At 53.7% G+C, this 13,566-nt stretch carries 12 protein-coding genes; all 12 read right to left on the reverse strand.

What is annotated here, in order from left to right; all coding sequences use genetic code 11:
* Positions 1-17: 17 nt before the first annotated feature.
* Positions 18-845 carry a DUF5672 family protein gene (locus CLV58_RS14255; RefSeq protein WP_106138501.1) on the reverse strand — a complete coding sequence of 276 codons (828 nt, stop codon included), beginning with the start codon at positions 843-845 and terminating at the stop codon, positions 18-20.
* Complete coding sequence (locus CLV58_RS14260; protein WP_106138502.1) at positions 842-1,882, reverse strand: glycosyltransferase family 9 protein; 1,041 nt, start codon at positions 1,880-1,882, stop codon at positions 842-844. The genes CLV58_RS14255 and CLV58_RS14260 overlap by 4 nt, the downstream gene beginning before the upstream one ends.
* Positions 1,879-2,865, reverse strand: coding sequence for a glycosyltransferase family protein (locus CLV58_RS14265; RefSeq protein ID WP_106138503.1), 987 nt, complete (start codon positions 2,863-2,865; stop codon positions 1,879-1,881). Before CLV58_RS14265 ends, CLV58_RS14260 begins: the two co-directional genes overlap by 4 nt.
* Before the next feature lie 46 nt (positions 2,866-2,911).
* Positions 2,912-4,054 (reverse strand): acyltransferase family protein, encoded by a 1,143-nt coding sequence (locus tag CLV58_RS14270; protein WP_245882329.1) that lies wholly within the window; start codon positions 4,052-4,054, stop codon positions 2,912-2,914.
* Entirely contained in the window at positions 4,051-5,253 is a 1,203-nt protein-coding gene (locus CLV58_RS14275; protein ID WP_245882330.1) for a glycosyltransferase family 4 protein, read from the reverse strand. Before CLV58_RS14275 ends, CLV58_RS14270 begins: the two co-directional genes overlap by 4 nt.
* 122 nt (positions 5,254-5,375) lie before the next feature.
* Positions 5,376-6,032 carry an acetyltransferase gene (locus CLV58_RS14280; RefSeq protein WP_106138504.1) on the reverse strand — a complete coding sequence of 219 codons (657 nt, stop codon included), beginning with the start codon at positions 6,030-6,032 and terminating at the stop codon, positions 5,376-5,378.
* A gap of 111 nt (positions 6,033-6,143) precedes the next feature.
* Positions 6,144-6,854 carry a WbqC family protein gene (locus CLV58_RS14285; protein WP_106138505.1) on the reverse strand — a complete coding sequence of 237 codons (711 nt, stop codon included), beginning with the start codon at positions 6,852-6,854 and terminating at the stop codon, positions 6,144-6,146.
* A 108-nt stretch (positions 6,855-6,962) separates the two neighbouring features.
* Positions 6,963-9,098 carry an ArnT family glycosyltransferase gene (locus CLV58_RS14290; protein WP_106138506.1) on the reverse strand — a complete coding sequence of 712 codons (2,136 nt, stop codon included), beginning with the start codon at positions 9,096-9,098 and terminating at the stop codon, positions 6,963-6,965.
* Positions 9,091-10,179: a DegT/DnrJ/EryC1/StrS family aminotransferase gene (locus CLV58_RS14295; protein ID WP_106138507.1), complete on the reverse strand. Its 1,089-nt coding sequence runs from the start codon at positions 10,177-10,179 to the stop codon at positions 9,091-9,093. Before CLV58_RS14295 ends, CLV58_RS14290 begins: the two co-directional genes overlap by 8 nt.
* Before the next feature lie 84 nt (positions 10,180-10,263).
* Positions 10,264-11,517, reverse strand: coding sequence for an ABC transporter ATP-binding protein (locus CLV58_RS14300; RefSeq protein ID WP_106138508.1), 1,254 nt, complete (start codon positions 11,515-11,517; stop codon positions 10,264-10,266).
* A 10-nt stretch (positions 11,518-11,527) separates the two neighbouring features.
* Positions 11,528-12,358, reverse strand: coding sequence for an ABC transporter permease (locus CLV58_RS14305; protein ID WP_106138509.1), 831 nt, complete (start codon positions 12,356-12,358; stop codon positions 11,528-11,530).
* Between the two features lie 91 nt (positions 12,359-12,449).
* The gene (locus CLV58_RS14310) at positions 12,450-13,565 is read right to left on the reverse strand and encodes a hypothetical protein (RefSeq protein ID WP_106138510.1); all 1,116 of its coding nucleotides are present in this window, start codon (positions 13,563-13,565) and stop codon (positions 12,450-12,452) included.
* Position 13,566: the final 1 nt, after the last annotated feature.

A 13,566-nucleotide genomic window follows, 5' to 3' on the forward strand; every position in this document is an offset into this window, starting at 1 on the left:
GCTTAGTATAACAACCATCAAATTTGGTAGCCATACTGAGCGAAAATAGTACGCCAATAGTCAGTGCCGTGAATATCCCAGGCGTGGCAACCGAACGGCAATCGTCCCTGGTTATAGCGTTCGACAGCGCGCTGCGGGAAAAATTCAACGGCGAAATGCAGTGCCGTACCGTATGGGGGAATGCGTAGATGCGGCCAGTACCGATTTACTTCAATGCCCCAAAAGGCGTCTTCATTATACTGGTGGATAGTGGGCTGCTCGTAGGGGTGGATTCGCTTCGTAGGTCGTCGCAGCACCCGGAGCATCGCCGGAATACGGCGGAGAGAAAAACCGCCATTGCCTACAGCATTCTGACTGATGATCTCGCGGGGCGTCACGCCGTCGGCTTTCTTCAGGTGTAGCAGTGTAGCTATCTGCTGCTTGGCTCGAAACCAGGCGGCATCGCGCCAGCCGACAAAGTCGATATCGCGCAGCCAGGGGGCTCCTATGTAGTCGTACCCCCGCCGGCACCAGTCGGCCAGTTCGTCCTGAAAGACAAAGGCGTCCAGCTGGTAGAGTAGCATGTATTCCCACTCCGCAAACGCTTGGTAGAAGGTAGACGACAGCATCAGCCGGTTGTAGGACTGAATGCTGGTAAAAAACGAATCGTCGAACCGATAGATTCGCAGGGAAGGATACTGCGACGTATAAGCAGCCAGGTCGAGAGCCTGGGGAGCCGCCAAACAGACCGGATAATGACCCAGTACCTTCATGCACTGCGTCAGCGAGATCTGTTCGTAAGCCGAGAGTACCGGCTTGTAGACCGGAATCACGACACAGGCACTCACGGCAAAGGATTTACTCATACAATGGTTGGCTGGCCTAGTTGCTCGGCGACGGCCTGCTGTACCCAATCGTATGGCAGCTCGGCGCAGGGATGACCAAAATTATTTAAAATCGTTACGCCTTCGCCCCGTTTGTAGCGGCCGGAGTAAGGCATGTAGTCGACAAAATCGAACAGTTTGCCGAGGAGCAGAATACCCGTTGTGTGCATTGCATTGGCCATGTGAGCCGGTCCACTATCGATACCGATAAACAACCGTGCCCCCCGAATGACCTCGGCCGTCTCCAATAGACTTAACTGACCGCACAGGTCGACATAACGTGGGTTCGTTTGCTGAACAACCGATTTGAGACCAATTTCGATTACGGGAAAGTCGTAGGTATCGAGTAGCCAGTCGACGAGTTTATTCCAGTTCGGGGCGGGCCAGTCGCGGGCGACATGGCTCGACTCGCAGTGAATGACGATTGGCCCGGCGGGTAGCTGCCGATTAGCCACCCGCTGCCGTATCGACTCCGGTATGTACATTTTTGGCTCGGCCGTCAGCGCGGGCAAGCCGGCCGCCTGCGAAAACATGTAGAGCAGATCACCCCGGTCGTAGTAATTATCGAAGGTCAAATTGATGGCATCAGCCGTTGGGTTGACCGGATCTTCGGGGCAGTACTTGCACTTACGGTGTGAGATGTGCAGGTTATAAACGTGGTCGAATGCGTTGAGCTTAAGGAGCCATACGCGTTCGCTGGGGCATTTCTCGATTAAGTAATTGTCCAGATCGGGATGGTACCTGACCAGGTCGATGTACGGCTTCCGAATAAACCAGATCAGGTAACCATCCGGGTATAATTTCCTGACTTCGCGAGCAATGGGTTCACAAGCGATTATGTCGCCCATCTGCTCCGATAGAATGATGGCTATAAACGGTCGGTTGCCCGCCCGCCATTTTAGCTGGTGCAGGTGGATCGTCTTTATCAGGACGCTCCAGAACTTGCCAATGATGTGGGTGTATTTATGGAACCGATACGTCCAGAGTGTGCGTAGGCGTGTCCATTCAGAATTGGTCATCGCTGCTGTAACAAGGCAATCAGGCGATTGATTGGAAATTTAATAGCCTTCCGCACACGCTGATACCGTTTAATCGTTGGTGGTTTGATATATACACAGGGGTACTTGGTGTATTGCTCGTTGGCGTTAGCCAGCAATTCCCGGCAATACAGGTCAAACAGCGGTTTAACGTCGGGCCGCTGCGCAAAAGTATAGCGAGTCTGGTACTTGGAGATGTTGTCGGGCCGAAACGGGTTGTAACCGCTGTAGTGAAAAAAGCGCAGTTCGTCAGTACTGTTAATCAGCCAGGTACCGTCCGGCCGTTGGGAAAACTGCCGTTCGTGCAGATTCCAGTAAGCCACATTATACCCCAGGTACTTATCGATAGCTACGTTCTGATAGTAGGCCGGCGCAAAATTAACCCAGTGCTGATCGACAAACAGTCCTTCGCACAGGTCGATCCGGCACTCGTATACCAGCCGCTCTTTCCACCAGTTGACAAAAGCCCGGGCTGTTTGGTCAGTACGCAGTCCGATAAACCCAAGGTTGAAAATTCCCGTGTTCAGGTGGTGCAACTCGTTGGGCCGCTCCCAGTCGGGGGTGGGGGAGCAGGTGTGCGGAGTCAGTACCAGACTGTTGGTTTCCAGCGCCTTATTTAGTTCGATCAGCGGTTGAAAAACGATAATGTCGGGATCGAAATAAATAACCGCCGTTGCTTCCGGCCGATTCTGGTAAAAATAGTCGATGAAAAATGGCTTGACGGCTGTATTCAATTCGGTAATGTCGTACCGATCGCACATAGCCTGGAAATCCGGAATACCAATTTTGTCGACTTCCAGCATAGGATAGTCGGGCACCAAATCCGCCGGGAGGTTAGCTGTGCTCAGTTTGTCGACCAGTCCAATGACATACTGATAGTCCGGATTTGTTCGGCGCAGGGAATCGCCGAGTGTACGGGCCTGGGCCAGATAGTTGATGGAGCAAATCGTAAAAGCAAGCGTCATAAAGCAGCAAAGGTGCAGAACCAGAAACCAGCCAGCGTCAGGTTACTCAGCCGGGTTGGGCCGATGGTTTCCGGTCACCGTACGAAAAATAGCGTTTCAGCCCATTGATGGGCTTTTCAAACAAGTACCACGATGCGGATGCGAGTACCAGCAACACGGCCAGACTAATCAGCCGGTGCGCCCAGAAGCCCGGCGACAGGTGTATACCCAACCGATTCAGGATACGGAGCAGCAAAGGTACGGCATAGCCCGGTACCAGCATGTGAAACACGTAAATACCATAGCTGATCCGGCCAATGTATTGCAATATACCGTTGTTGAGTAACGAACCGCCTGGTCCGGAAAACCCCAGACTGGCCCCAACGACGAACCACAGTGCGATGATTGAAATCAGCAGGCGTTGACACAATACTACGGCTATATGATCGCCGGGGAGCAACGTCAGCAAACCGATTAGCAAGACTAGCGACACTGCGGCTGCACCACTCAACAGGTGCCGGAATTGAGGAATTGCCGTGGGACGCTCGGTAGTGTACCAGGCCCAAAGTGCGCCCAGACCGAAGGCGTCGAAACTGGCCGGTGTCAACACGCCATCGAAATCACCGTTCCAATAGCCATAGCCCCGAAATAATACGCCGATACCGATCATACCGATGATAACGGCGCGAAATCGGTGCGGGGGCATCAGCAATACTACCCATGGCCAGATCAGATATAGCTGTTCTTCAACGCCTAAGGTCCAGAAGGGAGAAAGCAGGTCGGCCCAGTTACCCGTTTTGTGCAGCAGGATATTATAGCCGTACAGGTAGTAATACGCAGGCTGTGCGCGAATGTCGGATGCCTGCGGTAAGAAAACATAGACAAAGGTGATAACCAGGTAATACAGCGGGAAAATGCGGAGTACCCGGCGGATGAAAAAGTTGCGGTACGTATGGCCCAGTGTAGCCTTCCCCGCCCGGATACGGTCCCGGTTACCGAGCAGAATGCGGGTGATCAGGAAGCCGCTGATTACGAAAAACACCATGACCCCAATGGTACCGTTGGGCAACCGATTGATCCCTTGCCCCGTTGGAAACCAGTGGTAAACGACAACCAGCAATACGGCCAGTGTCCGCAGTGAGTCTAACTGCGGCATGTGTCCGGCGAGTAGTCGGTTGCTGGTTGGCTGGGACAGCGGAGCGGGCGTCATCGGGTGCTTAGTTGGGTAAACAGCGCGACAAGGGTGTCAACGCTTTGCTGTGCCGGATGCCGTTCCCGTATTTTCTCGCCCAGTCGTTTCCCCATCGTCTGGCGTAGATCAGGCTGTTGCAATAGCGTAACAAGGCGGCTGCTCATGGCGTCGAGGTCGAGGTAAGGAACCACAAACCCGCCGTCGGTCTCGACCAGTTCGGGCGACCCGCCGGCACCGGCAAAACACACGACCGGTACGCCACTCAAACCCGCTTCGAATACGACCAACGGATACGGGTCTTCGCGCGAACAAAGCAGGAACACGTCGAAACGTTGCATGTAGCGAAGCACGTCGGGTGTGGGGGCGATCAGGTGAACACGGTCCGCCAGACCGGCCTTGCGAATGTCGAGCAACAGGTCTTCCCGTAGCTGACTCTGCGGCATCCCGACCCAGACGAAATGAACAGGTACGTCGGGCATTCGACCCGTTACCTGCCGGGCCAGGGCGACAAACAAGTCGTTGCCCTTACGCCACTCGGCATTGCCGCAACCGCCCACGATGAGCGCGTTGGCCGGCAATCCTAATTCGTCGTACACATCGGTTTGGTCGCGGGCCTGCGCTACGTTGGTCATCAGCGTAGGTGTGTCGATCAGGGTGTACTGCGTGATCCGCGCCGGGTCGAAGCCGTGCTGCGTAACGTAATAGTCGGCCGTAGCTTTCGAAACGGCCAGTAGCTGATTCGTGCGGGCCAGTAACTCAGCCAGTTCCGTCGGCTCCGTGTAGATCCTGACCGACATATCCAGTTCGTGTACAAACGTCACGACCGGGACTGTGGGTGCCAGGGCCAGCTGTGTGAACCAGCGGCTGCTCATCACCGTGTTGGCCAGGACCAGATCAACGTTGTCGAGGTTCAACTCCGCGCGAATCTGTCGCTGCTGTTCGGCCCGTTGCTGCTGATAGACCTTATCCCACATACCCATTCGCCACAGCACTTTATCAGCTATCGTACCAACAACGTGGGCTGGCTGTGCTGGCCAAAGCGTTACGGGACAGATCGCCCGATACTCGTCGAGCAGCGGTCCCCCTTCCCCTAGCAGCAAGTGTAAGGTATAGCCACGCTCGCGCAGCAGCCGCATCAGGTTCAGCAGTACCAGTTGCGCGCCTGCCCGGTTGGCATCGTGGCCGATGAGTAAGATCGTTTTCAGGGTATGGTGCAAAGTTATGGCGTCATAGCGTCGTAAAGTTATAGAGTTGCTACCGCCGGTGTGGCTTACGCTAGTCCCGGCATGGAACCGCGAGCGCAACTTTACAACGCTACGACGCTACAACTTTTTAACTTTTAATAGGCTTTGTAACTTGGGATCGGCCGTTTTTCGGCGGGATTGCCAACGTAAACGCCCCAGGCTTCCGTGTTCTTAGTGACCGATGCGGCCATACCGACCAGCGTTCCTTCGCCGATCGTCAGGTAGTCACGAATGGTACTGTTGACGCCGAAGAATGAATACGAACCAATCGTGCAGTGGCCCGACATGACGACGTGTGAGGTGAAAAAGACGTGGTCATTGATACGACCGTGGTGGCCGATATGGTTGCCGCTCCAGAGTACTACATTGTTGCCGATGGTCGTGAAGGGCTGAATGGTATTGTCTTCGAGAATGAAGCAGTTTTCGCCGATCTCGTTACCGAACGTGGTCGCTTTCGAACTGATATAGGAGATAAACTCGTAGCCTTTTGCTTTGGCTTCCAGGTAGATACGCTCCCGATTCTTGTTCATACCCTTGCCCGTCATGGGGGCAAAAAACTTGTACTCGTGCGGGGGGAAGAGTGCTTCTACGTCTTCAAAAGCCACTAGTGGCAGCCCCTTGAAGCCGGTTTGGTCGTGCAGATATTCCTGATTTACCGTAAACGCGACGACCTCGTGCTCCGAGTCGTGCGTCAGGTAAAAATGGGCCAGTTCGGCCGTGTCCATAATCCCGAAAATAACAACCTTCGCCATAAGTCAATGATTGAATGATTGAATGATTGAATGAGCGAATGAGTGAATAGGCTGGCGCGCTATTGGTTCGCCAGTGTGTATTCGCTCATTCAATCATTCAATCATTCACGGTTATACGAGTTTATATTGTGTTAGAAGCTGCCTGATCGTTGGTACGTCATTGAACATCATCACGTCGAGGATGGATAGCCACGGAATGAACGTGCTGCTGTCGCCCCGGTTAAACTGCGGATATTCGACGCGCTCCGACTGGATAAAATTCAGCGTGATACCTGCCTCGGCAAAGCGCTCTTTGTCGTAAAGCGCCATACCACCAATCGGATTGATGTAGCGCGTAGCGCCTTCCTGCCGGCAGATGTCCAGAATCCGGTCCTGCGCTTTCAGGTGTTCGTTTTCATAGATCGACGACGACGCGACCAGTTTAGGCGTTAGCCCCAGATAGCCATTCAGCTCGACCAGACTATGGTAGATCATCTCGGCGATCGAGTCGGTGGTAAAGTTGATGATTTTTTCGGTCAGGGGCATGACCACTGGGTACAGTGGCGCTTTCCGGTAGCCCTGCTCGATAGTTTTCAACAGCTTACTCCGCCATTTCGGATCGTCGGCCAGGTGTACCTCATTGATCCGTTTATTCTGGCTGGCGTCTTTCAGGGGTACCGTAAACAGGTGTTCCTGCCCGTTGATAAGCAGCTTGTTCCGGTTGATCCAGCCCCGGTTGATAAAGGCAACATCATCGTACAGCACAAACGTGTCGACCGCGCCCATCAGCTGCATGTAGCCAATGTACGGTAGAAGATAAGGCTGCATGATGGCAAGAGTCATAGTCGGTATACGGTTTTCAGTATTCGGTTTACGGTTCTCAGTACTCGGTTATCTCTCGTCATACGGTCACAGTCTGAAAACCGTATACCGTAAACCGAATACCGTCCGTTATTTCAGCTTGCGCAGGTAATAGTCTTCGCCGGGAACGATGACGGTTTTCCGCATTGTCGTGTCGGTACCCAGCCGGAGATCGCCCGGTTTGGGGGTGATAACGCTTTTGGCGAAGAATAAATAATCTGCGTTTTTAGGAATCGGTTGTACGCCCTGCTCGAACGGATTGATCGTTATCAGCCGGCGGGAAAGATGAGGGCCGTACAGGGGATACTCGTAGTCGTCGTTGATCGTACCGAGGGCTACCGTTGCTGTATCGGGTACCAACTGATTGAAGCGTTCGTATGGAACGTAAATGTCGGGTCGGCCAAGCGTCATCTGATGAATACGGTCAGATGCGAACGCCGATGGATAGGCAACACCATCGGGAGCCCGCCAGGCCAGCGGTAGGGCACGGATGTTTAAAAACACGCACAATACGGCCGACAGGCACCCCAGCCCCACCACCATGCCCACGTAAATCTTGCCCAGGAAATGGCCTGATCTGGCGAAGATCAACCTTGGACTCAAGAACAGGAGTCCGGCAAACGGCGCACACAGCATGCCGGTTTCGATGAAATAGCGCCCTTTAAACGGATCGTACGGTGCCGAGTAGGAGAGGGTTACGAAGTGTAGCAACACGGCAATCGCCAAATAAACATACGGGTCGTCGATGAGACGAGGAGTAAGCTTGAGCCAGCGAATAAGCGACAGGATCAGCAGCGGAAGCATCAGCCCGAAGCCAAAAATGCCCCAGTATGGATTCGCGTTGAAGAATACGAACCGACGATCAAAGGCGAATGGCTGAATCGAAAAGTCGGTTTCTTCGTCGAGTCGCATGTGTAGCTTGTCTTCCAGCCAAACCAGCGGTTCACGCATGAAGTGGTTCAGACGATTCCCCGTTGGCAGGTTACGCAGACCGTCGAGATTGACGTGGTCATAACTGTAGCGAACCAGGTTGCGGCTACCCTGCTCCAGCAGGTTTTTCAGTGAACCCGCCCGCTCAACCGATTGATGCTTCAGGGCGGTGGGGGGACCAATGGGATGCCCGAATACCTCGATGTTTTTCAGATAGCCGGTTGGCAACGTCCATAAGCCTACGCCAACGACGATTGCTCCCGCCAGCCGCAGTGTCCGACCAACCGTAATGGCCAGCGAGTCCGACAAAAAAACGGTGTAGATCATAATGACAAACACCGACGGCAGCAGCAGCGCAAACGTAATCTTGTGGCCGAACGCCATGCCGAACGCCATACCAGCCATGTACAGATACCGGTTGTCGCGCGTTTGCCGGTACGTAAAGAGCATGTAGATGACAACGCTCAGGTAGGCCGTCAGCACAATATCCGTCTCTGTAGTGATGGCCTGCATCAGAAAGTCGGGCACCAGCGCATACACCAGCGCGCAGAAAAAACCAGCTGTTAAATTCGCCTTGCCGGTAGTAAGCTGACTAATGCGCTGCACGATACCGAATACCGACACAATAGCCGTCCAGTAGCTGAGATGATGAATGAACTTGAACCCGTTTTCAAACCGGTTCGTCATCAGGAAACCGTAAATCTGAAGCGTACAAACACTTTTGGGATAGGTGTCGATGTTCCAGTTGGTACCGCCGAAGTGCCGCATTGTACCCCGCTGAATGTACTGCATGACCCGGTTCAGGTGGCCCGTCATACTATCCCATTCGTTCGGTACGGTGAACAGCACCAGCAACAGATTCGTAACGGCAATGACGCCCAGCGTGAGCAGTAGCACCGAAAAAATGATGTTCAGGTAAGGTGGTAGGGCGTAAAACCAGTCGGTACCCACCTTACGCCGGTCAGCTAGGAGCGCCGGAACGGAGAAGGCAGCGGGCCGCCCTGACAGCCAGTGAAGCAGTCCACCTACGACCGTAGCTGTTACAAAAACGCCCAGTCCCCAGGCTAAGGTATTCGCGGTCAGGTACAGGGCCGAGAGAACGAAGCCGGTCAGGATAACGCTACCGGCACCCAGCAGAAATGTCGTTAGCCACCATTCGCTTAACGACGGGCGCGCGATCCGGCTGGCCAGATGCGCTGTATAAATCAGAAAGAAGACGAGCCCGGCAAGTTTGGGTAAGAGCCCGGCAGTATCGGTAAGGCCGCTGAGCAGTAGGCTGTTCAGAAGACTAGACATGGTCGTTTACAAGGGTGGATATACGGTCAACGTCTGTTTCCGGCAGATCGGGATACAGCGGAAGCGCCAAGACGCGTAGCGACACGGATTCGGATACCGGGCAGCGCTGCGCTACGCCAGCGCCGGGTGGTACTGCGAAAGGTAAGGTATTCAGGGATGGGTAAAAATACCGCCGTGGTGTGATGCCCGCTGCTTTCAGCGCGTCAACGACCCGTAGCAGTGTCTCTTCCGACTTGAATACAACCGGGTAGTAGGCGTAGTTGTATTCGACACCGGGGGTCAATGTAGGACGGGTGATCTTATCGAAGTTAAGTCGGGCGTCGTACCAGTCGAATACCTGTTTCCGGGCGGCAATCAACTCGTCAACTTTGGGCAGTACGCACAAACCCATGGCTGCGTGCAGCTCCGAGTTTTTAGCGTTGATACCCATGCTGTAATAATCATCGTTGCGGTGACCAAACGAGCGGTACCGTCGGAGCGTCAGCGCCAGGTCGTCATCGTCCGTGACGATACAGCCGCCCTCGACACTGTGAAAAACCTTGGTTGCGTGAAAGCTACAGGTACTGACATCACCGTAGTTCAGAATAGCCTGCCCGTTGTAGCGGGCACCGAAGGTATGAGCCGCATCATAGATGACTTTCAGCTTGTACTTATCCGCAACGGCCTGAATCGCTTCGATATGACAAGGGTTACCATATACGTGCGTGGCCATGATTGCCTGCGTATTCTCGGTAATCAACGGCTCAATTTTGTCGGCGTCGAGACAGAAATCGTCCGGCCGAATGTCGGCGTAGACGGGTGTGCAACCTTCCCACAGCAGCACGTTGGTCGTTGCGACGTACGAAAAAGGCGTTGTAATGACCTCTTTCGTTATATTCATAGCCTTGAGAGCCATCTGTAGCACAATCGTACCGTTGGAGCAGATCAGCAGGTGCTTCACGCCCAGATACGCCTTCATTTTACTTTCCAACTCCTGCAACAGCGGCCCGTCGTTGGTCAGATGCACCCGATCCCAGACTCCTTTCAACAAGGCGGTGTATTCGTCGAAGTCGGGCAGATACGATTTGGTAACGTTAATCATAAACAGGCGATCAGTTTCGGGGCGGTTAAAAAACGGGGAGCGGGAAGGCCAGCTAACCGTACACTGAGACCCAAAACCCTGAACTTATTTTACGGCTTCTTCGAGCATGCCGATGTGAAACGGGAACTGCGGACGAACGTAGCCCGGCCACTTTCCGTACCAGGCGATCCCTTCGCGGTAATCTTCCACGTCGAACGTCAGGCTTTCTTCCATCGTGAACAAGGGCGTTACCGTGTCCTTGACGATCATGACGGAGATCGTGTACGAGCCATCGTTGAGGAAGTAGCCGGGAATGGTGCATTCCCCCGCAATGACGCCCGGTCCATACGGCTGTGATTTGGTACCGACGTTAAAAATACATTCGCCCGTCAGTGAGTTGAGGTGCATCGACAGATTCAGGTTCGCCGAGTCCATCATGTTCCAGAACTCAAACCGGAACTTCATGGGCGTCCGAACGTCGATGTGTGTCAGTTCATCCTGATACTCCGGAATCAGCTCGATGCGTTTCACCCGAACCAGATCATTACCGGGTGCTTGTTCGGGCGTGTCCCACTCGCGCAGCAGTCGCGTCCGCGAAACCTTGCTGAGGTAGGTAGCAATAACCTGGTTGGTTTCACCCTGCTCCAGCAGCTGTCCCTTTTCAAAGTATAGCGACTTGTTGCAAAGCGCCTGAACCGCCGTCAGGTTGTGACTGACGAACAGGATTGTACGACCACTTGCCGAGTTGTCGCGCATCTTCCCCAGACTCTTCTTCTGGAACTCAGCGTCGCCCACGGCCAGCACTTCATCGACGATCATGATTTCAGGGTCGAGGTGGGCCGAAATGGCAAACCCCAGCCGGACGTACATCCCCGACGAATACCGCTTGACGGGTGTGTCGAGAAATTTCTCAACGCCTGCGAAGGCAACGATTTCGTCGAACTGTTTCCGTATTTCGCTCCGGCTCATACCCAGCAGCGAACCGTTCAGGAAGATGTTTTCCCGACCGGTCAGTTCGGGGTGGAAGCCCGTACCGACTTCAAGCAGCGACGCTACCCGGCCCCGGATACGAACCGATCCGCTCGTCGGCTCGATAATCTTGCTCAGAATTTTGAGCAGCGTCGATTTACCGGCACCGTTGTGCCCAACGATCCCGACCCGATCGCCCTGTTCGACCGAAAAGCTCACGTCGCGCAAGGCCCAGAATTCTTCGTGGGTCGTCGTTACCTGATTTTTCTTGTTGCCGAACAGCTGCCGGAAGTTCTCGCTCACCACATCGCGCAGGGTATTGACGCCCTTACCCTTCTGGTGGTCGATGATGTAGTGCTTGCTTATATTTTCGACCGTAATGACCGACATACTCGTTACGTTAAATATCGTCTACAAACGTGTTTTCGCGTTTGCGGAAGAAGTATACTGACAAAATCAGACAAACACCCGTCAGCGCGACTGACGCCAGCAGACTTTGCGGATTGAAATAGGTTTTACCGCCCAGCAGCGACCACCGGAAACCGTCGATGATACCAACCATCGGGTTCAGGATGTAAATTGAATACCACCATTTATCCGCCAGCAGCTGACTCGTATAAGCGATTGGACAGACGTAAAAGCCGATCTGAACGATGAAGGGGATCAACTGCCCGATGTCACGGAATTTTACGTTTATGACTGCAAAAAACAGACCGAAGGCAAACGCAGCCAGCACCGCTAGCAATACGAAGAAAGGGACGAACAGCAAGTGCCAGTCAGGTAGGAACCGATACCAGATCGCCAGCAGAATAAACAGGCCCAGCGACACCAGAAAGTCCAGGAAGCTAACCGCAATTGAACTCAATGGCATCAACAGCCGAGGGAAATAGACCTTGGTAACGAGGTTTGAGTTCAGCGTGACGCTGTTGCTGATCTGGGTGAAGGCCGTCGAGAAGAACGTCCAGATCGTGATGCCGGCAAGCACCATCAACGGGTAGGGGACGCCCGGATCACCTTTCAGTTTGGCAACCATGCTGAACACGAAAACCATGATAAGCATGGTTGTCAGCGGGCGGATCAGCCCCCAGGCCATACCCAGCGCGGTTTGTTTGTAGCGAACCGAGACGTCGCGCATGGACAGAATCAGCAGCAGTTCGCGGTTGCGCCACAGGTCACGCCAGTAATGCCGTTCCGACCGGCCGGGTTGTATAAGTACCTCGTGTGTTTTCAATGGTTTATGGTTTACGGTGTACAGTATTCGGTTTTCAGTAAAAGCGCTGTAAGTAGGCTGTCAACAGAAAACCGAATACCGTAAACCTGCTCTATCCCTCCTGCATGATGGAGCGATAGGTTTCCCGCAAAAATATGACAATAAGTGCCAGTATCAATCCCAGCGCAATTCCGATCTGCATCCCGACCGGCGTGATGACTTCCCGGTAAAGCGGGAGCGTGACGGGTTCGATGATCGTAAACAGCGGGGCTTCGCGAATCAGGGATAGACGCATATTTTCCGCATTTTGCAGTGCCTGATAGTAGATCGTCGTCAGGAACGTTGAGTTGCGAGTCAGCTTGTTCTGCATCATTTGGCCCTGTGCAACCACCATCTGCTGGTTCTGGTCCATGTACCGCGCCAGCTTGTTCTCCGTGCCACTCATCAGTCGGGCAATTGAGTCTGCGCGGGCGGTCAGCAGGTCATACATTTCCCGCGTTTTTTTTGTCTGCTTGCTCCGATAATCCTCTTCAATGGTCTCAAGATGATGCTCGATAAAGCTGGCTGCCAGCATTTCATCTTCCATCCCGCAACGCAATTCCATGAACGATGACTTGCGCTCGGGTTGTACAACCCCGACTTCTGCCTTCATCCGGCCGTAAATCTGCGACATGGCGATCCGCTCCAGTTTGGTGTACTCGCTGGGTTGCTTCGCGCGTGGGAAGTAAAATGACCGTAGTGTATCGCTCTTCTCCCATTCTTTGTCGCGGATGCCACTATGCCGAATGTAGTAGTTTACCAGCAGCGTGTCTTTTCCGTCGATTTTGACGGTTTTCATCAGCGTCTTTTCAATGACAGGACGTGACTTAGCGTACACCAGGAAGTTCTCACCAACGAAGATGTTGGCATCCGGAGCACCCTGACCAATACCAAAAGCACCGGCCAATGCGCCCAGATCACCGCCGAATGAACTGGAACTACTGCCCCCGCCGAGGTTGAATGTCATCGTAGCGGTGTAAACGGGGGCCTTCTGGTTAAATTGATCGTAAATGAAACCAATAACGGCTCCGGTACCGACGAGTGCCAACAGAAGGAGCCAGTTTCGCTGAATAACGTTCTTCAGCCTAAACAAGCGTAATACGACCGATTTCGGCGAAATCTGATCAGGCGGGATCGGCCGCGAGACCATGACGTTCGGATCGTTCGGAGTCAGATTTGATGCGTTCATA

This window comes from Spirosoma oryzae (genome assembly GCF_003002825.1).
In the GTDB taxonomy this organism is placed as follows: domain Bacteria; phylum Bacteroidota; class Bacteroidia; order Cytophagales; family Spirosomataceae; genus Spirosoma; species Spirosoma oryzae.